The 19,644-nt window shown below is 50.4% G+C and carries 21 protein-coding genes; 6 read left to right on the forward strand and 15 right to left on the reverse strand.

Features of this window, described 5'->3' with window-relative positions; all coding sequences use genetic code 11:
* Positions 1-2 precede the first annotated feature (2 nt).
* From J9260_RS05380 to J9260_RS05390, 3 genes are all read right to left on the reverse strand, one after another.
* Positions 3-1,040, reverse strand: a complete 1,038-nt coding sequence (locus J9260_RS05380) for a hypothetical protein (RefSeq protein ID WP_210220009.1) — start codon at positions 1,038-1,040, stop codon at positions 3-5.
* A 233-nt stretch (positions 1,041-1,273) separates the two neighbouring features.
* On the reverse strand, positions 1,274-1,801 hold the full coding sequence (locus J9260_RS05385) for an RICIN domain-containing protein (protein ID WP_210220010.1): 528 nt from the start codon (positions 1,799-1,801) through the stop codon (positions 1,274-1,276).
* A 106-nt stretch (positions 1,802-1,907) separates the two neighbouring features.
* Complete coding sequence (locus tag J9260_RS05390) at positions 1,908-2,426, reverse strand: hypothetical protein (protein ID WP_210220011.1); 519 nt, start codon at positions 2,424-2,426, stop codon at positions 1,908-1,910.
* 194 nt (positions 2,427-2,620) lie between these two features.
* Here J9260_RS05390 and J9260_RS05395 point away from each other — a divergent pair, with 194 nt between their 5' ends.
* The gene (locus J9260_RS05395; protein WP_210220012.1) at positions 2,621-4,531 is read left to right on the forward strand and encodes a PfkB family carbohydrate kinase; all 1,911 of its coding nucleotides are present in this window, start codon (positions 2,621-2,623) and stop codon (positions 4,529-4,531) included.
* On the opposite strand, the gene J9260_RS05400 is transcribed toward J9260_RS05395, so the two are convergent.
* From J9260_RS05400 to J9260_RS05445, 10 genes are all read right to left on the reverse strand, one after another.
* Positions 4,509-5,324 carry a GntR family transcriptional regulator gene (locus J9260_RS05400; protein WP_210220013.1) on the reverse strand — a complete coding sequence of 272 codons (816 nt, stop codon included), beginning with the start codon at positions 5,322-5,324 and terminating at the stop codon, positions 4,509-4,511. The genes J9260_RS05395 and J9260_RS05400 overlap by 23 nt on opposite strands.
* Before the next feature lie 69 nt (positions 5,325-5,393).
* Complete coding sequence (gene gluQRS / locus J9260_RS05405; RefSeq protein WP_210220014.1) at positions 5,394-6,278, reverse strand: tRNA glutamyl-Q(34) synthetase GluQRS; 885 nt, start codon at positions 6,276-6,278, stop codon at positions 5,394-5,396.
* A 3-nt stretch (positions 6,279-6,281) separates the two neighbouring features.
* Complete coding sequence (dksA, locus tag J9260_RS05410; protein WP_210220015.1) at positions 6,282-6,737, reverse strand: RNA polymerase-binding protein DksA; 456 nt, start codon at positions 6,735-6,737, stop codon at positions 6,282-6,284.
* A gap of 147 nt (positions 6,738-6,884) precedes the next feature.
* On the reverse strand, positions 6,885-7,667 hold the full coding sequence (locus J9260_RS05415) for a zinc-ribbon and DUF3426 domain-containing protein (RefSeq protein ID WP_210220722.1): 783 nt from the start codon (positions 7,665-7,667) through the stop codon (positions 6,885-6,887).
* 112 nt (positions 7,668-7,779) lie between these two features.
* The gene (prmA, locus tag J9260_RS05420) at positions 7,780-8,661 is read right to left on the reverse strand and encodes a 50S ribosomal protein L11 methyltransferase (RefSeq protein WP_210220016.1); all 882 of its coding nucleotides are present in this window, start codon (positions 8,659-8,661) and stop codon (positions 7,780-7,782) included.
* Positions 8,661-10,007, reverse strand: a complete 1,347-nt coding sequence (gene accC / locus J9260_RS05425) for an acetyl-CoA carboxylase biotin carboxylase subunit (protein WP_210220017.1) — start codon at positions 10,005-10,007, stop codon at positions 8,661-8,663. Before accC ends, prmA begins: the two co-directional genes overlap by 1 nt.
* A gap of 35 nt (positions 10,008-10,042) precedes the next feature.
* A complete protein-coding gene (gene accB / locus J9260_RS05430) occupies positions 10,043-10,507 on the reverse strand; it encodes an acetyl-CoA carboxylase biotin carboxyl carrier protein (protein WP_246499648.1) in 465 nt (154 codons plus the stop codon).
* Positions 10,491-10,967 (reverse strand): type II 3-dehydroquinate dehydratase, encoded by a 477-nt coding sequence (gene aroQ / locus J9260_RS05435; protein WP_210220018.1) that lies wholly within the window; start codon positions 10,965-10,967, stop codon positions 10,491-10,493. The genes accB and aroQ overlap by 17 nt, the downstream gene beginning before the upstream one ends.
* A gap of 111 nt (positions 10,968-11,078) precedes the next feature.
* Positions 11,079-12,587 carry a helicase HerA-like domain-containing protein gene (locus J9260_RS05440; RefSeq protein ID WP_210220019.1) on the reverse strand — a complete coding sequence of 503 codons (1,509 nt, stop codon included), beginning with the start codon at positions 12,585-12,587 and terminating at the stop codon, positions 11,079-11,081.
* A 67-nt stretch (positions 12,588-12,654) separates the two neighbouring features.
* Positions 12,655-13,587 carry a peptidoglycan-binding domain-containing protein gene (locus J9260_RS05445; RefSeq protein ID WP_210220020.1) on the reverse strand — a complete coding sequence of 311 codons (933 nt, stop codon included), beginning with the start codon at positions 13,585-13,587 and terminating at the stop codon, positions 12,655-12,657.
* A gap of 101 nt (positions 13,588-13,688) precedes the next feature.
* On the opposite strand from J9260_RS05445, the gene holA reads away from it, so the two are divergent.
* Positions 13,689-14,720 (forward strand): DNA polymerase III subunit delta, encoded by a 1,032-nt coding sequence (gene holA / locus J9260_RS05450; RefSeq protein WP_210220021.1) that lies wholly within the window; start codon positions 13,689-13,691, stop codon positions 14,718-14,720.
* Positions 14,721-14,723: 3 nt separating this feature from the next.
* Here holA and J9260_RS05455 read toward each other — a convergent pair whose 3' ends face one another.
* Both J9260_RS05455 and J9260_RS05460 read right to left on the reverse strand, forming a co-directional pair.
* Positions 14,724-15,221 carry a PIN domain-containing protein gene (locus J9260_RS05455; protein ID WP_210220022.1) on the reverse strand — a complete coding sequence of 166 codons (498 nt, stop codon included), beginning with the start codon at positions 15,219-15,221 and terminating at the stop codon, positions 14,724-14,726.
* Positions 15,218-15,556 (reverse strand): UPF0175 family protein, encoded by a 339-nt coding sequence (locus J9260_RS05460; protein WP_210220023.1) that lies wholly within the window; start codon positions 15,554-15,556, stop codon positions 15,218-15,220. Before J9260_RS05460 ends, J9260_RS05455 begins: the two co-directional genes overlap by 4 nt.
* Before the next feature lie 265 nt (positions 15,557-15,821).
* On the opposite strand from J9260_RS05460, the gene J9260_RS05465 reads away from it, so the two are divergent.
* Genes J9260_RS05465 through lnt form a run of 4 tightly spaced genes read left to right on the forward strand, consistent with a single transcriptional unit; the run spans position 15,822 to position 19,637 of the window.
* Positions 15,822-16,739 (forward strand): PhoH family protein, encoded by a 918-nt coding sequence (locus J9260_RS05465; RefSeq protein ID WP_210220724.1) that lies wholly within the window; start codon positions 15,822-15,824, stop codon positions 16,737-16,739.
* On the forward strand, positions 16,708-17,184 hold the full coding sequence (ybeY, locus tag J9260_RS05470) for an rRNA maturation RNase YbeY (RefSeq protein WP_210220024.1): 477 nt from the start codon (positions 16,708-16,710) through the stop codon (positions 17,182-17,184). Before J9260_RS05465 ends, ybeY begins: the two co-directional genes overlap by 32 nt.
* A complete protein-coding gene (locus J9260_RS05475; protein ID WP_210220025.1) occupies positions 17,181-18,053 on the forward strand; it encodes a CorC family transporter in 873 nt (290 codons plus the stop codon). Before ybeY ends, J9260_RS05475 begins: the two co-directional genes overlap by 4 nt.
* 33 nt (positions 18,054-18,086) lie before the next feature.
* Positions 18,087-19,637, forward strand: coding sequence for an apolipoprotein N-acyltransferase (gene lnt / locus J9260_RS05480; protein WP_210220026.1), 1,551 nt, complete (start codon positions 18,087-18,089; stop codon positions 19,635-19,637).
* Positions 19,638-19,644: the final 7 nt, after the last annotated feature.

A 19,644-nucleotide genomic window follows, 5' to 3' on the forward strand; every position in this document is an offset into this window, starting at 1 on the left:
CTTTAGCGTCCTATCGCGCCCATGCCGGGTACACCAATACCGAGGCAGAACATGTTTTGTTTTTTGGCACGATACACGCAAGCATCGCCACCGCCTGCTTCGGCATTGTAACCAGCAGAGAAAATACCTTCCCCATCGGGTTGGCGGATGGTGATATTGCCACCTTCACCCGTACCCTCCTGACTTTTGGCCAGTGTGGTAATCGCCTCACCGGCATCGTTGTACAACACGATCATGCGCGGCTCGGAGATAAGCGCAGCGGTGTCCTTTCCACCTTTTGCGACACTGACAACACCTGTTTGACCGTCGCTGGATGTGCCAACAAAAGCAACGTTTTCGCCTTGAGTGTTGGCTGCCATCACTGTACCGGAACCGCTGGTGGTGGGGTTTGTGCCTGCGGAAACCACCACTTTGCCTGCTTCGTCATACAAGCGCAGGGCAAATTTCTTGCCGGGGCGCAAAGCCATTTCGCCCAAGGGTTGTCTGTTGTCAGCATTACTGATGACCATGCCATTGACACCTTCTTCGGGAGAGCCAATGGCGGTACGGACACCATTACTGCTTAAAACGGTCTGGCTGATATTGGCATCCGCATTGAGGTAGCCAATATTGCTTTTATTCGCAGCAATAACACGGGCAGACTCGCCGTCGATCAACAATGCAGCCATGGCGTTGCCCGGTTCGCCCAAGCGCAGGCTTGAAATGCCTTTGTCAGAATTAACGGTCATCAGGGTTTTTCCTGCGGCATCAATCACCTTGAACGGGGCTTGCACGGTATTGTGATTGGCCTCCAGTTTGGCAATACGGGCTTCGAGGGCTTCCAGACGCGCATCGTTGTTGGCGGGCGGGGCAGGGGCTGGATTACCGCCGGGTTGTTGTTGCTGTAAACGGGCAATGGCTTCCTTGACGGTTGCCATGTCTTTTTCCAGTGTTTCGACGGATTTGTCCAATTCGTCAGTAACGTCTTGGGATTTTTCCATCCAAGCGCGAATTTCTACGATGGTTTGTGTCATGCGTCCTAATGTTTGTGCCCCTTCCATAACTATGACCTCAGAACCTATCATTGTTTGTGCAGGCACGAGTAGGGGCGTGTTTTCACTAGCCCAGCCCGTGGGTAGCGGAGGGTAATCCGCTGCCATGACTATTGATGGTAACAAGATAAAAAGACTGGTTAAACGGAATGGAATGGACATAGAGACTCCCCCTCTTGCATCTATATTTAATGACAGGATGCGGTAGTCTTTCACCGCATCCCTGCCTGTTGGGTTGCTAATCAATTTGGAGCCGGGGTAAATTTCCACAATACGTTTGGCTCATTGACACAATCCCACTGGGTTATATTGTCGCCGTTGCCGTTAGTCGCCCCGTGTTGGTGTAAACAGTACCCAATGGTGGATTGTATTTGCACATAAGGATCAGTCGGGCTGTTGCTGGCTTTGATTGCGTGCCAAGTCTGGTTGCGTGGACCATCGTAATTACAATCCCACTGTATGATATTGGCTCCACGATCTAGGCTGTCATTTTCGACAGTGAGGCATTTGCCGCTGTGTTTGAAACGCAGTAGGAAATAGCCACTGCCAGTTGGTATGCGTTCCAGTTTGGTATTGCCCTGATTAACGCAATCCCATTGGGTGACGTTGCCGCCATTGTTGTTGATATGTCCGTGCTGATGGACACACTTGTTACTGTGTTTGGCTTTGATGTAAAAGATGCCGTCTGCTGCGGGTTCGGCACTGGCGGGTATGCTCAGGCAAGCTAATGTTAGTGCTAGTGTCATGCTGATGGTGGTTAGTGATTTCATGGCTATACTCCTTCTCGTAAATGAAGATGCCAATATAGTACCAATTATGTATTTTGGTAAATATCAAAATTTAGGCAAGTCGCCTCGTGATTTGAATTGTTATGCTCTATGAGCGAAGCTTACTAATGATCGTGCTAATGCCTTGCGCACCCAACGCACAATAAAAACCGATGCCTATCTCAATGAGCGTAATGGCAATATTGATCTTGATTTCCCATGAATTGCCTGAGATCTCCAGATGGTTGCTTATTGCCCAAAATATCAAAGCGTTGTGAAAAAGGTCAGGAATCGTCCATGTCAGGATGTAAATACCAATAATGGCAATCCCGGCTATCTGGATAGCCTGCCCCTTTTCTTCCAGTAAGGGGGAATCAGAGCGCAGATTTCCCACCAAAGATCTCGCTAATAAGGTGGGAAACTTGAGCATCAGAAACGCAATCAATGCCATCGCCGTGAATATGGCATACTGGATGTACGTAATGTAGGTGTCACTTTCGGGTACTGGTCTGTCTGGGCTAATGATCGCCAATGCTTGAAGCCAATAAGGTAGACTTTCCAGCATACGAATGAGTAATAGAACTCCCAAAATCCGAATGGCAACAGCTAGCACTTCAATGATTTTCATCTTCGATTCCTTTCATAACTCCCACGCATAACTTTGCTATAATTCCAATATAGTACCAATATTGGAATTTGCAAATAGAAAAATATCGCTAGAAACCCTTTTCCTCCAACACGAAGCCATAAAAAAATCGCCGGGTGATGTTCAAATTCAACTAAAATTGCGCTGTCTGGGTTATGGAGGGAGTAGCAAATAGTATGGTGGATGTGTTTGTGCTGGGCAGTTATGTGAATGCCAATAGTCTTGTGGTTAAACAGTTGCCGAAAGCAGGGGAGTCATTGCAAGCTGAAGCTTTGTGGACGGAGCATGGCGGCAAGGGGTTGAATCTGGCTGTCGGGATGCATCGTCTGGGCTTACGGACTTACCCGCTGATTGCGGTCGGCAACGACACGCCGGGTGATGCATTGATGACCTTGCTGCGGTCTGAAGGTCTTGAGATACAAGGCGTTGTGCGCACTTCCATCCCTTCCGGTTTTGGTGTTGGTTTGGTAACAGCCGCTGGTGACAATATCATTACCATCTATCCGGGGGCGAACGCCCAACTGAGTATTGGTCACGTTCAGACTGCCAGTAATACCTTGCAAGATTGCCGCTTGGTGTGCGCCCAGTTTGAAATTCCTGATGCACCGATTGTGGAAGCATTTAAGCAAGCGCGGCAACGCGGCATCAAAACCTTGCTGAATCCCTCGCCTTGGCGTGAACCTGAAACGGTGCTGCTTTCCCTGACGGATATATTGGTACTCAACGAAACAGAAGCAGCAGCTTGTTTTGGTATTACTGATGTGGACACACTCTCACTTGCCCAGTGGTTGCGCTTGTTACCGGTGTTAGCATGGAAAGGGGAGTTGCTGGTGGTGACGTTGGCGGAACGTGGTTGTGTGGCATTACAGCGTGGGCAGGAAGCAATGCACGAACCTGCTTGGACAATTGAGCCTGTTGACCCAACAGGAGCAGGGGATGCGTTTGCCACAGGACTGGCTTATGCTTTGCTGAACGATTATCCATTAGTTAAAGCATTACGCTTTGCCAATGCTTGTGGGGCTATGATTGCATCCCAGCAAGGGGTGTTGCAGATTTTGCCAACCTGGCAGCAAGTTGGGCAGTTTATGGGGGATTGTCAGCGTAATCGTGATATTCACCCGCTGATGCTTGAGGTTATGGGGAATACCAAAAGCATGATGGAGCAATTCGGATTACATGATCTTGCCAGTGAGAATCTGGAGGCTTTGCGTCGGTTTCAGCGTGCGTGTTGTCCGGCATCTGAGAACTTGCCGTTTGTCTGTTGTGTAGAGGATCATCACATACCCACTAAAGCTGGTACGTTGGCAATCAGGTTATACAAACCGAGCCTGCAACCGAATTTACCCATGCTAGTTTGGTTTCATGGAGGTGGGTGGGTCATGGGGGGCTTGGATAGTGCAGAATGGCTATGCCGTTCTTTGGCAAATCGTGTGGGTTGCGCAGTAGTGTCCATCGACTATCGGCTTGCACCTGAATATCCTTTTCCGTGTGCTTTGGACGATGGTTTGACCGTTGTGCAATGGTTGGAAACCGCAGCGTCTGATTTGGGTTTGGACAGGGGCAGGATGGCGGTTGGAGGGGATAGTGCTGGCGGGAATTTAGCGGCCTGTATGACGCATCAGTTACAAAATTCGAGAAATAAGCCTTTATTCCAGCTTTTGCTGTACCCCTCATTAGATGCTGATTTTACCCGTGTTTCGTATCAGGAAAATGCTCAAGGAGGGATTCTGACAAGTGCAGTGATGCGGCGATTTTGGGATTGTTATGTGCCAGACCGATCGCAGCGTTGCAGGAGTGATATTTCACCGCTTTATGCCAAGACCTTTGCTGCATTGCCACCCGCGTTGATTATTACAGCAGAATTTGACCCATTGCGTGATGAGGCTGAGGTGTATGCACTTATGATGCAAGTGGCGGGTGTTAATGCCCGATCATACTGTGCTAAAGGTATGATCCATGATTTTTTAGCATTTCCTTCAAGTACTGATCTGGCGGTGGTTACTACTGTATGGCGTGAAATTGTATCGGCATTACAGCAGGTTTTTGGTATTACGAGTGCTGCGGTTAAGGTTGCATCTTCAACGTAATCCGATACGTATACGCATCCCCACGGAATGTCCCTTCCACGTATTCAACCATTTGCCCGTTAGTGGCGTAAGTTTTCCGTTTCAGCAACAAGCAGGGGCTAGGTTCTAGGAAACCAAAAACAGCCATTTCATCCTCGTTGCTCATCGCGGCTTCTATGGTTTGTTCCCCATGATCGAGTGCGATGCTGCAGCGTTGTTGTAAAAACTGGTATGCAGAACCCTCAATATCCCATTCCGCCAAAGCAGGTGCAATGGTCAGGTCGTACCAAGCCACTTCCCGCGTCATGGGGATTCCATCACCAAGGCGTAAGCGCACCAGTTTTAAAAAGCGTGCGGTAGACGGGCGGTTAAAAACAGAGGCAATGGTGCGATCAGAAACGATACGCCGTTCCAGCAATTGCGTGGATGGTTCGACCCCGATTTCACGCATTTCTTCGGTGAAACCTTTGAGTTTGCCTAGTTCCGGGTTAATTCGTGGCGGGGCTTTAACCATGACACCGGCACGCCCGTGGGTGCTGATGTAATCTTGCTCGCGTAACTCATCGTAGCAACGACGCACGGTGGTGCGGCTTAGTTTTAACGCTTCTGCCAACACGCGTTCTGAAGGCAGGCTATCACCGTCGTTTAATTCACCCGCTTCGATCATTTGAATAATCTGGCGTTGCAGTTGGAGGTACAAGGGTTCCGCAATCCCAGCATCGGGTTTTAAACGTCCAATGAAGGCTCGACTGTCGTTAACTGCTTGTGATGGCAGCGAGTTGGTATTTAAGGTTGCGTAGGATGTCTGCCCCATGATGAGTGACCTGTTCGTGTTTCGTTAGAGAACAATACCATAAAAGACCTTAACGAACAGCGCACCGCATCAATTTGTGTAAGATAAAGCCTGCACACGCGGTACTTTGCTCATATCCCACTGCTGAATCGCGAAATCCCAAAATGCATTCAAGCTACCAAATGCATCAGCTTCTGGGCAGGTTTGACCCAAGAAGTGCAGAGCTGATACCAGTGTTTCTAAACGTTTATGGGTGTCCAAGGCTGGTGCGAGATTTTGTTTACTCAGTTTTTGCCCGTTTTCACTAACGGCTAACGGAATATGGGCGTAACTGGGCTGAGGGTAGCCGAGTAAGTGTTGCAACCAGCATTGACGCGGGGTGTTGTCGAGTAAGTCTGCACCGCGCACGATTTGATTTACCCCTTGAAACGCATCATCGACTACGACCGCTAATTGATAGGCAAACAAACCATCGGCACGCCGCACCACAAAGTCCCCGACTTCCTTGTGCAAGCGTTGGCAATAGTGACCACGTATCAAATCGGTAAAACACACTGTTTCATCATCCGTGCGCAAGCGCATAGCGTGGGGTGCATCCGTGTGGGTTTGATCCCGGCAGGTATCAGGGTAAATAAGCCCAAATTCACCGACGTGGGCGTGTTGTTGCAGGTCTTTACGTGAGCAGGTGCAAGGGTAGGTGTGTGATGCTAATGCGCTGAGTGCTTGTTGGTAAGCAGCGGTGCGCTGGCTTTGATAGAGAATCTCGCCATCCCAGCAAAATCCAAATTCGCCAAGGGTGCGAATAATGTCTGCGGTTGCGCCGGGTTGTTCGCGGGGTTTGTCGAGGTCTTCAATGCGTAACAGCCAACGCCCCCCGGCTTGACGTGCCGCCAAGTAACTGGCAGCAGCGGCAAGTAACGAGCCAAAATGCAATGACCCGGTGGGTGAGGGTGCGAATCTACCAATAGTGAGCAAGGCTTAGTAAGCCATTTGCTTTTCTTTGATTTCTTGCGTGGTTTTACAGTCGATGCACAGTTCGGCAGTAGGGCGGACTTCTAAACGTTGTAAGCCGATTTCAATGCCGCAGGCATCGCAGTAGCCGTAATCGTCTTCATCCAAACGTGCGATGGTTTTTTCAATTTTGCGGATCAGTTTACGTTCGCGGTCACGCGCCCGTAGTTCCAATGCGAATTCTTCTTCCTGTGTGGCGCGGTCGGCGGGGTCTGAAAAGTTAGTTGCGTCTTCCTTCATATGGTCAACCGTGCGGTCAACTTCTTCCATCAGGGATTTCTTCCATGCAACAAGGATGCTACGAAAATGCTGTAATTGCTTTTCGTTCATATATTCTTCACCGGGTTCCGGGATATAAGGTTCAATCCCGTCAACTGGTAACGCTGACTTCCGTGTCATATAGGTTACATTGTCAGTTGCCATTTTTGTCTCCAACAAGCTGATTGGGCAAGGCTTATGTGTCGTTTCGGACGGTTACACCTTGCGGTTGAGTAAGGCGATAATGGCCGCGAAATTTGCGCGGCGAATTGTAGCCGAAATTTATAATAAGCGCATCATTTCCTTTAATATTCACATAAAGCGAAATTGAAAACGCACTGCTTCACTACCGGGATCCGATATGTTGAGTAATAATTCACTGGGAACACCCGGTTGGATGGGTTCGTCCTGAAAGTTTTTTATGTATTCACCGGGGGTGAAGCGTCGTAATGCCACCACATTATTGTCCTTATCCAAGAAGCTGATTTCTACCAACGGGTAAGGTTGGGCAAACACCGCTTCGTTTTGAATAGACAAGCTAATGGTCAGCACGCCCGGTGTGTTGGGATGCGAATACACATTACGACTCAATAAGTTAATCTTCTGCAAGTCACGTGGTAAGCGGATCTCACACCCTAATGACAAGCACAGTTGGCGTGTCAGATTGGCTGTTAACGGATACTGGGCTAACCAATTACGGCTGCTGTAGGTCAGTTGCAATAACAACAGTAATACCAGCGAGGTAATACCAATGGTTAATAACAGGCGCGAGGTAAACACCCGCCGTGGGTAATGTTGCGTATTGGCCTGAAAGGTCGGCTTATTGGTTGCTGCTTGCGCTTCTTTTTTGCTGAAAAAACCTTTTTCAAATCCGGCTGTCGATAATTTGTTCGAGGCAGCTACTTCTGCTACATCGGTCAGCGCGGCATTACCCATTGGGGCGAAACGCCGTTCTTCGGGCAAGGTCGTGCTTAAGCTTTTCATTGCATCAAAAATGGTATCGCACTCACCACAGCGGAGTAAGCCTTGAGCGGCTGTTAACTCTTTCATGGTGACGCGAAAAATCGCTTTGCAGTGGTTGCACTGTGTATACATGACTCCGTGCCATTAGGGGTTGTCGCCTTATTCTAGTCCGTCTAACGACGAATTTCATACTCGAATGGGCGCAAAATATCAGCGAAGTCCTTGTATGGGCAAAAAATAGAGATTAACGGTAGATTCCAGTTACCCTGATCCAATCGTCTTTTTGAACGATGCTAAAGTCATCTAATGCAGGTTTATAAGCATTTTCAATAGATTCAGCCTGTTCCGCCAAAATGCCGGACAACACTAGCTTACTACCGGGGTGCATTGCCGACAGTAACGCAGGTGCTAACTCGACCAACGGCCCTGCTAAAATGTTAGCCATGACCACATCGTAGGTTTGTTTGGGTAGTTTTTCTGGGTAACAGGTGTGTAACAGTGCGGGGTCAACGCTGTTTCGTTCAGCATTGTCTTGAGTCGCCAGCAGTGCTTGCGGGTCAATGTCCGTGCCCACTGCGTGTTTCGCGCCGAGTTTGAGTGCGGCAATGGCAAGCACGCCAGAGCCGCAACCGTAATCCAGCACTTCCTGTCCTGTCACGTCTTGTCCATCCAGCCACTCAAGGCACAGCGCGGTGGTTGGATGCGTGCCTGTACCAAACGCCAAGCCGGGGTCAAGCAACAGTTTTACGCTGTCATCGTCGGGGATTTCAAACCAACTGGGGTAAATCCACAAACGTTTACCGAAGCACATAGGCTGGAAACTATCCATCCAAGCACGTTCCCACGGCTGATCTTCGACAATTTCATACAGCACGGATTCGATTTGCCAGTCGGCTTTACGTGTTTCCAGCAGTAACTGCAAGGCGTTGAGGTCGGTATCTTCCTCATACAATGCAGTGACTACCAGATTATTCCACAAGCGCATTTCGCCGGGGCGTGGTTCGAGGATGGGGTCATCTTCCGCATCCTGCCAAGTAATGGAAACCGCTCCCACGGCTTCCATCGTATCCACGACCACTTCCTGATGTTTGGAAGTGGTATGACAAACCAATTGCTGCCAGCTCATTATTTATGCATTCCCAACATTTTTTCGAGGTAGTGAATATCAGCACCACCAGCACGGAACGCGGGGTCTTCCATAATGCGGGTTTGCAGCGGGATATTGGTTTTAATGCCTTCGATGACCATTTCACTAAGTGCGCCGTGCATCCGGTTGATCGCGGTTTCGCGGTCTTGCCCGTGGACAATCAGCTTGCCGATCATGGAATCGTAGTAGGGCGGCACACTGTAATCGGCGTAAATGTGCGAATCCACGCGCACACCCAAGCCACCCGGTACATGGTAACGGGTAATTTTGCCCGGTGATGGCGCAAACGTTTGCGGGTCTTCGGCATTGATACGGCATTCAATCGCGTGACCGTTCACCTTGATGTCTTCCTGACGCAACGCCAGCACTTCACCGGAGGCAATCAGCAATTGCTGTTTCACCAAATCTACGCCAGTAATCAGTTCAGTGACAGGGTGTTCGACTTGCAAACGGGTATTCATTTCGATGAAATAGAATTCGCCGTCTTCGTAGAGGAACTCAAACGTACCCGCGCCACGGTAGCCGATTTTACGGCAGGCTTCGGCAACACGGTTGCCAATGCGGGCGCGTTGCTCTTCGGTAATGAACGGGGCAGGGGCTTCTTCCACCACTTTTTGGTTACGGCGTTGCATCGAGCAATCGCGTTCGCACAGGTGAATCGCATTGCCGTGAGAATCTGCCAGCACTTGCAGTTCGATATGACGCGGGCGTTGCAGGAATTTTTCCATGAACACCACGTCGTTACCAAACGCGGCTTTGGCTTCGGCACGGGTGAGGGTAACGGCTGCTACCAGTTCGTCGGCAGAATGCACCACGCGCATCCCACGACCGCCGCCACCGCCGGTTGCTTTGACGATTAACGGGTAGCCAATGCGCGTTCCCATTTTGAGGATTTCTTCGGGGTCTTCGGGCGTACCGCCTTCAGAACCCGGAACGCACGGAACGCCAGCGGCAATCATCGCGTCTTTCGCTGAAATCTTGTCACCCATTAGGCGAATGGTGTCAGCACGCGGGCCAATGAAAATGAAACCGCTGGATTCGACGCGCTCGGCAAAATCGGCGTTTTCAGACAAAAAGCCATAGCCGGGGTGAATCGCATCCGCACCCGTGACTTCCGCCGCGCTGATAATCGCAGGGATGTTCAGGTAACTATCAGTGGAACGTGGCGGGCCAATGCACACGGATTCGTCGGCAAGACGCACGTGCTTGAGGTCACGGTCAGCGGTGGAATGCACTGCGACCGTTTTAATGCCGAGTTCACGGCAACCACGCAAGATACGCAGGGCAATTTCGCCCCGGTTTGCGATCAGTACTTTCTTCAACATATTCTCACCTCAACGGTGTTACTTAATCACAAACGTTATTCAACGATGAACAGCGGCTGCCCGAATTCGACAGGTTGTTCGTTCTCAACCAAAATGGCTTTGATGACACCGGATACATCGGATTGAATCTGGTTGAGCATTTTCATTGCTTCGATAATGCACAGGGTGTCGCCAACTTTGACGCTTTGCCCGACTTCAGCAAAGGGTTTAGCGGTTGGCGAAGAGGCGCGGTAAAACGTGCCAACCATTGGCGATTCGACCACGTGGCCTGACGGTGCGGCGGCGGCAGTGTGAACTTCTGCTGCTGGTGCGGCGGCAACAGGTGCGGCGTGACCAACAGGTGGTGGTGTGTAGAAGTGCTGTGGCGCGGCATTGGTCATCATGCCGGAATTCAGGCGGCTAATGCGCACGGAATCTTCGCCTTCTTTGATTTCGATTTCGGCAACATCGCTGCCTTCGAGTAACTGGATGAGTTTTTGTATTTTACGCACGTCCATCATGGGGTAACGCCTTTGTCATGTTTGTTGAGGTTTTCTGTATAGCGGCATACAGTGCAAGTTCATAACCTACGGCTCCTAAGCCTAGAATCACGCCTTCAGCAATATCGGAAAGATACGAATGGTGGCGGAAAGATTCGCGGCGGTGCACGTTGGATAAATGGATTTCAATAAAGGGTATAGCAACGCCTAGCAGCGCATCTCGCAATGCAATGCTGGTGTGTGTATAAGCACCGGGATTGATGATAATGAATTCGACACCTTCATCCATTGCCAAATGAATGCGGTCAACCAAAGCCCCTTCCGTGTTGTTCTGGTAACAAAGCAGGGTTTGCCCCCGTTCTGTTGCGAGTGCAGTAAGGTTTGACTCGATTTGTGGCAGGCTTAGGCTACCGTAGTGTCCGGGTTCACGCTTTCCCAAGAGGTTAAGGTTTGGCCCGTTTAGCAAGAGGATAGTCGCCATTAGCAATCCGCCCTTTCGTCGCAGATACCCATAAAATCACCTGATTCTACACCGAACTGCGGCGATATGCAGCAATTCGGTGCGAAAAGCGTGAATTTAGTCCTGATTGACTTAACGTCCCTTGAACAAGGAGCCGAGAAGACCGCGCACAATTTGCGTGCCGATACGTCGTCCTGCACTGGAGGTGGCGGCTTTGACTGCATTCTTCAATAAACCTTCGGCAATGTCGCCCATGAAGCTGCCTTCGTCGGCTTCACGTTTGCTGCTGGTTTCGTAACGACGCACGGTTTTACGTTCTGCGGCGGCGGCTTCTTCAGTGGCAGCTTCGGCAGTGGCTTGTTCAGTGCGTTTTTGCAGCAGTTCGTAAGCGGATTCGCGGTCGAGGCTATTGTCGTAACGTCCGCTGAAAGGGCTGGTGCGCAACAGTTCCGCACGTTCGCTATCAGTGACAGGCCCGATGCGTGATTGCGGCGGGCGAATCAAAGTGCGTTGCACAATGCTCGGCGTGCCTTTGTCTTCCAACACGGAAACCAAGGCTTCACCAACGCCCATTTCCATAATGGTTTCAGCCACATCCAGCTTGGGATTTTGGCGGAAGGTTTCAGCAGCGGTACGCACCGCCTTTTGGTCACGTGGGGTAAAGGCGCGTAAGGCGTGTTGAATGCGATTGCCGAGCTGCCCCAAGACGGACTCAGGCACATCCAGCGGAGTCTGGGTAATGAAATAAATGCCGACACCTTTGGAACGGATTAACTTCACTACCTGTTCGACTTTTTCGACCAAGGCTTTGGGTGCGCCATTAAACAGCAAGTGGGCTTCGTCGAAGAAAAACACCAGACGCGGTTTATCCATATCGCCGACTTCGGGCAGATTTTCAAATAGTTCCGATAGTAACCACAACAAGAACGTGGCGTATAAACGCGGGGTATTGATGAGTTTATCAGCAGCGAGGATATTGACGTTACCGTAACCGCCCGCGCCCGTGCGCATAAAGTCCCACAAATCGAGTGCTGGTTCGCCGAAGAAGTTTTCCGCGCCTTGCTGTTCTAATACCAGCAATTGTCGCTGAATCGCTCCAATCGAGGCGGAACTGACATTGCCGTAAGCCCCTTGAAACTCTTTGCTGTTGGTACTCATGTACTGGAGGATGGCGCGTAAATCCTTCATATCCAGCAGCAACATGCCTTGGTCGTCGGCAAATTTGAATGCAATGTTTAACACGCCTTCTTGGGTGTCGTTCAAATCGAGCAAACGAGCCAGTAACAGCGGCCCCATGTCGGAAACCGTGGCACGAATTGGATGCCCGCGTTCACCTGCCAAATCCCAAATAACGGTGGGGCAGCCTTCAAAACGGAAATCCGTAATGCCAATTTTTTCCACGCGCTCATCCACTTTGGGATGTGCCGCACCGGGTTTGCTAATGCCGGTTAAATCGCCTTTGATGTCCGCCATGAATACGGGCACGCCCATGCGTGAAAAACCTTCCGCCAGCACTTGCAGCGAAATGGTTTTACCTGTCCCCGTCGCACCGGCAATCAGACCGTGGCGGTTGGCAAAGCGCGGGCTGAGATGAACCAGTGTTTCACCTTTACCGATCAGGATTCCGGTTTGTTCTGACATGATTACTCCTTTGTTTCTGCATCGTTTTTGTATGGGTCACAGTCTAGCAGGAAATGTCCTAGGGTCTCTAGGGCAGCCCTAATTTTCGCAAGGTTTCGAGGGTGATAGCACCCGATGCCAAGCGATTGTCTTGTTGGAAATGGGTAAGCGCGGTGCGGGTAGCCGTGTCGATTGCGCCACTGGCTTTGCCGGTGTCGTAACCCAGTTGTTGCAGGCGTTGCTGTAAACGGCTGATCAATACGGAGTCAGCTTCGGTTTCGCACAATACCGGCATTTTGATGAAGCGTTCGGCTTGCACTTTGCGCAATACCGGGACTTGCTGGCTTTGTTCGGGTTGCGGCGTGGTAACGAGTTTTGCGGCTTGTTCCACCCGGCCTAACGGGATGCTTGCGTAAACAGCGGGTATTTCTTTGCGCACGACTTTGGCAGGTTCGACCAACACTTTGCGGGTTACGGTTTGGGTTTTACCCGGAATCACGCGCTTAACGGTACGCGCTGGGGTGGCAATCAGTTCACGGGTGACTTCTTGGTATTCGGCCGGAGTTTCGAGCAAACACGCGGGCGGAATGTTGCTGGCATCGTCGCTAACGACGGGGGCGCAGGCAGGGTTCCACTGCACGCTGGCTTCCTTGGTTTTAATGCGCTTGGTTTCGGTGCGGTAAGTCGCGGGAAACGTTTCGACTTCGGTGCGTTCACGTTCGATTTCGACGGTTTCGGTGACTTCATCGAACACCGCCGGAATGATTTCGTATTCCACGTAAGCGTCCGCGACTTTGATTTTACGTTCGCCGTAACCCAGTTGTACGGGTGTGGTTTGATAAAGTGGGCTGCCCTCAAAAGTCACGACTTTTTCTTCAGCCGTCTGAAATACCCCCGGAACCAATACTTGCGCGTAACAAGTGCTATCCGCTGTTGCAGTCGTCGCCGGGTTTGCCATCAGAGTGTTACTGGCGGTGAGTCCGCTCGTCAGTAGCGTGGTTAAAATCATTGCTGTTTTCATGGAGCGCACATTGTCAGGAAAATTGCCGCCGATTCTAAACAAAAACAGCTTAAAAAACCCGATTATGTTACATTTTCGCTTTCTTTTGATTGATTCTTGGTATGCAAGTCCGCGTAGAACAAATTGAAGAACACCTTCGTCATACACTCGCTTCCGTTTATCTGATTGCTGGTGACGAGCCGTTACAAGTCATGGAAGCGGCGGCGGCAGTGCGTAAAGCTGCCAGCGAACGCGGTTTTAGCGAGCGCGATGTTTTTAGCGTTGATGCGCAATTTGACTGGGGCGTGTTGTACGACGCAGCCGGGTCGTTATCGCTGTTTTCTGATAAAAAAATGCTCGATGTCCGAATGCCAACCTGCAAGGCGGGGCAGTCCGGCACGAAGGCGTTGCAGCATTACCTTGATTATATTCCCAGCGATAAAATCTTACTGATCCAGTCCGGGCGTTTGGATAAAACCTGCAAGAATGCTGCTTGGGTCAAAAAGCTCGAACAAGTCGGGGTATTGGTGCAAGTGTGGGATTTATCCCCAGCGCAAACCTTGGCGTGGGTGGCACGACGGATGCGCGAAGTCGGTTTACAGCCGGATAACGACGCGGTGCGTTACCTGACCGAGCGGGTTGAGGGTAATTTACTCGCAGCGGTACAAGAGATTGGTAAATTATCGCTGCTGTTCGGCAATCGCCCGGTGACGGCGCAAAATATTATGAGCGTGGTGGCGGATAACTCACGTTTCAGCGTGTTTGATCTGGCGGAAGCGATTTTAGCGCAGGATGCCCGCCGCTTGTGCCACATCATGCAGGTGTTGCAGGAAGAAGAAACCGCAACGCCGTTACTGGTGTGGGCATTGGCAGATTTGTTGCGTCAGCTTTACGACGGTTGCCAGTTGGTGAGCAATAACCAGTCGATTCAGGGCTTGTTGATGCGAATGCCGAAAACCCGCCAAGGTTTATTTCAAAACGCTTTGCGGCGCATGGCGCGGGCGGATTGGCAGTTACTATTTCATCACGCGGCGTTATTGGATCAGCACAGCAAAGGTGTCGGGCAAGATGTGTCGCGCCATCCGCAGCGGTTGTGGGATGAAATGCTGGCAATGGCGTTGCTGTTGGCGGGTAAGCCGGTGATGCGGGTATAACGCCTATTCACCATGCGTTGTCTGTTCCAACAATCGGCGTTTCAAATCAGTACTCAGGCGAAATTCCACCCGCTCTAAATCTTGCAGAATGTCTGGCAGTTGCGTGGTTGAGATTTCCCCTTTCTGTTGAAGCGCACCCAAAATTCCCACCAATCCAGTAATTTTTAACCCCATTAATGTTGCCATCTTGCGTCCTGCCTTTTCATCAATCAGCAGGGGTAACTTGAGTTGGTCGGCGAGCAGGATCGCTTCCGATTCACCGGGATCAATCTGCAACAGCAGGACGGCCAAACGTGGGTCAGTTTGCAACGGAGCGGGGCGGATAAAACCGGATGCTTGCAGGGCAAACCAAATGGAATCATTGGCTTCACCGCGTCCCACTTCTTCCGCAACTTTATTGGGGACGATAATGTGGGTAAACAGTTTTTCCAACAAGGTGAATCGCCCAATATTCAGCAATGTGATCAAGGGGGAACTGTCAGCGACAATCAGCCCTTTCATGCAGTGGCATCTTGCAGCAAAAAGTCAATTTCCGCCGATACTTCGTCAGCGGGATAGTCAATCATGGGCAGGTTCATGATGGATAACAGGTGGCGTAAATCCCGTTTATCCATTTTTAGTAACTCAGCCATTTTACCCAGCGAGATGTCGCCGTTGCGCCATGCTTGTAAGGCGGTGGCTTTGGTCAGGCCAATGCAAAGGTTTTCATCAGTCAGTGGGACAGCGACACCAATGGGTTTGCCGTGTTTGGTGATGAAGACGTACTCATTTTGTTCGAGCGAATGGGTCAGGCTGGCGGGATTATTCCGCAGCTCCCGAATGGCGATGGAGTGCATGGCATTACCTTTAGTGCTACGTTATGCAGGTACAAAAGATAATAGTCCAAATTTTGAAGTAAAGGAATGCTTTTGAACTCCAGCATTAACGCGCTGCGAAATCCATGACAATTACGTTGAACCCACTCCACGCCCCGTCTATACTCAAAAGCCTGACTAATTTACGGAATCTTCCGTTTCCTTGAATACTAACAATAGAGCTGCGCCGGAAAGTGACAGGCACACCGTCCAGTTTGAACTCGAACCTGCGGATACCGAACGTTTAATGAACCTGTGCGGTCAGTTTGATCAGCATTTGCGTCAGCTAGAAAATCGTTTAGGTGTGGAAATCAATAATCGGGGCAACCTGTTTCAAGTCACTGGCACTCCCGTGTCGGCTCAGTTGAGCATCAATCTCCTGCACGATCTTTACCGCGAAACCGCGCATACGGTGCTTAGCCCGGAAAGCCTGCATTTGTTTTTGCAAGAAGCCAACCTCGATAAAGTCGCGGCGAATAGCAGTGATGATGTGCGCATCCGTACCAAACGCGGTTACATCAAGCCCAAAGGTTTGGCGCAAAGTCAGTACATCCAGAATATTCGTCGTCACGATGTCACCTTTGGCATTGGCCCTGCGGGTACGGGGAAAACCTGGCTGGCGGTGGCGTGTGCAGTGGAAGCCTTAGAACGCGATGAAGTGCGGCGTTTGGTGTTGGTGCGTCCTGCGGTGGAAGCGGGGGAACGGCTGGGGTTTTTGCCCGGTGATTTGAGCCAGAAAATTGACCCGTATTTGCGCCCCATGTATGACGCTTTGTACGAAATGCTGGGTCTTGAAAAGGTCAATAAGCTGATTGAGCGCAGCGTGATTGAAGTCGCGCCGTTGGCTTATATGCGCGGGCGCACTCTCAATGATGCGTTTATTTTGCTGGATGAAGCGCAAAACACCACCGCTGAACAAATGAAAATGTTCCTGACGCGCTTGGGGTTTGGTTCTTCAGCAGTGATTACCGGCGACATTACCCAGATTGATTTACCGCACCATCAAAAATCGGGGCTGAAACACGCCATTGAGATTTTGGAAGCCGTTGACGGTATCAGTTTCAACTATTTCACCGGACGCGATGTGGTGCGCCACAAGCTGGTGCAAAAAATTGTGGAGGCATACGAGAGTCATGGGGCTGCAACTCGATATTCAGAATCCTGAAGATTATTTGACCCTGCCTGCGGAGGCGGATTTATTGCAATGGGCGCAAGCGGCATGGCAGGAAGACGGTGAGGCGGGTGTGGTGTTGCGGATTGTTGCGGAGGCGGAAAGCCAGCAATTAAACCGTGATTTTCGCGGCAAAGATTACCCGACCAATGTATTGTCGTTTCCTTACGACGCGCCGCCAATCCCGCTGGAAGACGATGAAACCGAATACTTAGGTGATTTGGCGATTTGTTTGCCGGTGGTGGAGCGCGAAGCGGCGGAACAACGCAAAACCGCTACCCAGCACTGGGCGCATTTACTGGTGCATGGCTTGTTGCATTTGCAAGGTTATGACCATATAACGGACGACGAAGCCGAAACGATGGAAGCGTTGGAAACACGCATTCTCGCGACGCTGGGTTTTCCTGATCCTTACCAATTGATTTTAGAGGAACAATGAAAAGTGACATAGGTGACTCGCGACCTCGACCGCGATGGAAACAATGGTTAATCCAGACTCTCGACCTCACTTCCCAAAGCCGGGAAGACCTGATGGAAGACCTGCAACGGGCTAATGAGAAAAATCTCCTTCCGGGGGAAACGGTCGGGATGTTACAGGGCGTGTTGGAATTTGGTGCGTTGCAAGTGCGCGACATTATGGTTCCGCGCTCTCAAATCAATTTTATTTACCACGAAGACGATTTCAGCAAAATCCTGCAACGCATTGCGGCGACGGAGCATTCCCGTTACCCGGTGGTGGATGAGGATCGTGATGATTTGGTCGGCATTTTGCTCGCAAAAGATTTACTCAAATACATTGGGCGAGAAGCTGAGTTTAAGATTGATGATATTATTCGTCCCGCATTAATTATTCCTGAAAGCCAGCGTTTAAGCCGCTTATTGACTGAATTCCGCAATAGCCGCAATCACATGGCGGTGGTGATTGATGAATATTCGGGGATTTCAGGGCTGGTGACGTTTGAAGATGTGCTTGAGCAAATTGTCGGCGAAATCGACGATGAGCACGACGATGAAGAAGACGAAACCACTCAAGTCGTTGCTCAAGACGATGGGCGTTTCATTGTGGAAGCTACCACGCCGATTGATGAGTTTAACGACATCGTAGGCACGAATTTTGATACCGATGAGTTTGATACCATTGCCGGTATCGTTATCAATAAATTGGGTAAAATTCCGCGTCAAGGCGATGAATTAGTGCTCGAAGGTTGGTTATTCCGCGTTTTACGCAGCGATAACCGGCGTATTTTATCGCTGGAAGTGTTACCTCACACCGAAAGTTCATCATTGGCGGCAACGCCTGCGTTATAATGCGCGGCAGTTTTGTTGGCTGGATGTATTTCAATGCTGTCATTCCGTGATTCCCTGAAAAAAGTAGATTACCTGCTGGCTTTGCTGGCAGGTGCGTCAATGGTATTGGCGTTTGCGCCGTTTGAACTGCGTGCTTTTGCGTGGTTTGCCCCTGCGGTGCTGTTTTGGCTCAACCTCAAAAACATACCACGCGGGCAACGTTTGCGCTTGGCCTGGGTGTTTGGCATTGGTTTGTTTGCCGGTGGCGCACACTGGATTTACGTGAGTATCCATTTCTTTGGTGGTGCAAATAGCGTTATTGCGGCTTTGATGGTGCTGCTATTTGTGTTGTTTGTGAGCTTGCCACTGTTGTTATTCGGGTGGCTGACTTCGTATTCCCATCATTTGCCGGTGGTTTGGCGTTTATTAGGGGTTTTCCCGGCGGCTTGGGTGTTAACCGAATGGTTTCGCGGTTGGGTATTGACGGGTTTCCCTTGGTTACAACTGGGTACGACGCAAATTGATACGTGGTTGGCACATTACGCGCCGATTACCGGGGTGCTGGGGTTAAGCTGGTTAGTCGCACTGGGTGCAGGCATTGTCTTGGTGTTGGCTCTGGGAACCTTGCGCGAACGGGTGCTGGCGGCAGTATTGGCGGTGGTAACAACGGCGGGTGGTTATGGCTTAGGCTTCGTGAATTGGACGCAATCTGCTGGTGAGCCGCTGTATGTGAGTATGTTGCAAGGCAATGTTGATCAATTGACCAAGTGGGATCCGGCGTTTCGCAATGAAAATGTCCAGGCGTATTTGAATTTGATGGATCAGGATAAATACCCCGATGTGGTGCAATCGCATTTGGTGATTTGGCCTGAAACTGCGCTGGCTGATTTTTTCCACTTTTCCAAAGATGATGTGATGTTGCCGCTGCAAGCTTGGGCTAAAGAAGCGGAAGCAGAATTGCTGGTTGGTGGTTTTTTCCACGATGCGGAAAAAGAGTCGGTCTACAACGCAATCATGGCGGTAGGTGGTAAAAACGACGTGGAAACCTCACTGAAAACCGCTGATGGTGTTTATGCAAAACGGCATTTAGTGCCTTTTAGTGAATACATTCCGCTGCTGGATTATCTGCGCTTTTTGGAAAATATCGTTAAGTTACCTTACGACAATGTAACGCCTTGGAAGGGCGGGCATACCTTGACAGTTGCCGGACAACCGATGCGTATGTCGGTGTGTTACGAAGATGCTTATGCCGAAGAAATGATCGAAGGCTTGCCCGAAGCTACCATGCTGGTGAATGTGAGTAATGACGGTTGGTTTACCGGGTCGATTGAGCCGCAACAGCACGCCGAAATCGCGCGGATGCGTGCTTTAGAGACCGGACGCTTTTTATTACGTGCTACCAATAATGGTGTGACTGCCATTATTAATGAAAAAGGCCGGGTGTTGAATTCTCTACCGCAATACCAAGTTGGGGTGTTATCGGGTTACGCTATGCCGTTGAGCGGTGCTACCCCGTATGTCAAAGTGGGTAACTGGTTGATCATCAGCGTGATGTTGCTGTTGTTCTTGCTACCGCTGCTGCGGTTTCGTGGTAAATTTGTGTAACGGTGTT

The organism is Thiothrix unzii (assembly GCF_017901175.1).
In the GTDB taxonomy this organism is placed as follows: Bacteria; Pseudomonadota; Gammaproteobacteria; order Thiotrichales; family Thiotrichaceae; genus Thiothrix; species Thiothrix unzii.

Bases quoted from the DNA above. Each gene is read 5' to 3' on its own strand.
- J9260_RS05390 (WP_210220011.1), bottom strand. From the start codon at position 2,426: ATGAAAATCATTGAAGTGCTAGCTGTTGCCATTCGGATTTTGGGAGTT.
- J9260_RS05445 (WP_210220020.1), bottom strand. From the start codon at position 13,587: ATGAAAACAGCAATGATTTTAACCACGCTACTGACGAGCGGACTCACC.
- J9260_RS05380 (WP_210220009.1), bottom strand. From the start codon at position 1,040: ATGGAAGGGGCACAAACATTAGGACGCATGACACAAACCATCGTAGAA.
- holA (WP_210220021.1), top strand. From the start codon at position 13,689: ATGCAAGTCCGCGTAGAACAAATTGAAGAACACCTTCGTCATACACTC.
- dksA (WP_210220015.1), bottom strand. From the start codon at position 6,737: ATGGCAACTGACAATGTAACCTATATGACACGGAAGTCAGCGTTACCA.
- accC (WP_210220017.1), bottom strand. From the start codon at position 10,007: ATGTTGAAGAAAGTACTGATCGCAAACCGGGGCGAAATTGCCCTGCGT.
- J9260_RS05440 (WP_210220019.1), bottom strand. From the start codon at position 12,587: ATGTCAGAACAAACCGGAATCCTGATCGGTAAAGGTGAAACACTGGTT.
- lnt (WP_210220026.1), top strand. From the start codon at position 18,087: ATGCTGTCATTCCGTGATTCCCTGAAAAAAGTAGATTACCTGCTGGCT.
- prmA (WP_210220016.1), bottom strand. From the start codon at position 8,661: ATGAGCTGGCAGCAATTGGTTTGTCATACCACTTCCAAACATCAGGAA.
- J9260_RS05385 (WP_210220010.1), bottom strand. From the start codon at position 1,801: ATGAAATCACTAACCACCATCAGCATGACACTAGCACTAACATTAGCT.
- aroQ (WP_210220018.1), bottom strand. From the start codon at position 10,967: ATGGCGACTATCCTCTTGCTAAACGGGCCAAACCTTAACCTCTTGGGA.
- J9260_RS05395 (WP_210220012.1), top strand. From the start codon at position 2,621: ATGGTGGATGTGTTTGTGCTGGGCAGTTATGTGAATGCCAATAGTCTT.
- J9260_RS05475 (WP_210220025.1), top strand. From the start codon at position 17,181: ATGAAAAGTGACATAGGTGACTCGCGACCTCGACCGCGATGGAAACAA.
- J9260_RS05415 (WP_210220722.1), bottom strand. From the start codon at position 7,667: ATGTATACACAGTGCAACCACTGCAAAGCGATTTTTCGCGTCACCATG.
- accB (WP_246499648.1), bottom strand. From the start codon at position 10,507: ATGATGGACGTGCGTAAAATACAAAAACTCATCCAGTTACTCGAAGGC.
- ybeY (WP_210220024.1), top strand. From the start codon at position 16,708: ATGGGGCTGCAACTCGATATTCAGAATCCTGAAGATTATTTGACCCTG.
- J9260_RS05465 (WP_210220724.1), top strand. From the start codon at position 15,822: ATGAACCTGTGCGGTCAGTTTGATCAGCATTTGCGTCAGCTAGAAAAT.
- J9260_RS05455 (WP_210220022.1), bottom strand. From the start codon at position 15,221: ATGAAAGGGCTGATTGTCGCTGACAGTTCCCCCTTGATCACATTGCTG.
- J9260_RS05400 (WP_210220013.1), bottom strand. From the start codon at position 5,324: ATGGGGCAGACATCCTACGCAACCTTAAATACCAACTCGCTGCCATCA.
- J9260_RS05460 (WP_210220023.1), bottom strand. From the start codon at position 15,556: ATGCACTCCATCGCCATTCGGGAGCTGCGGAATAATCCCGCCAGCCTG.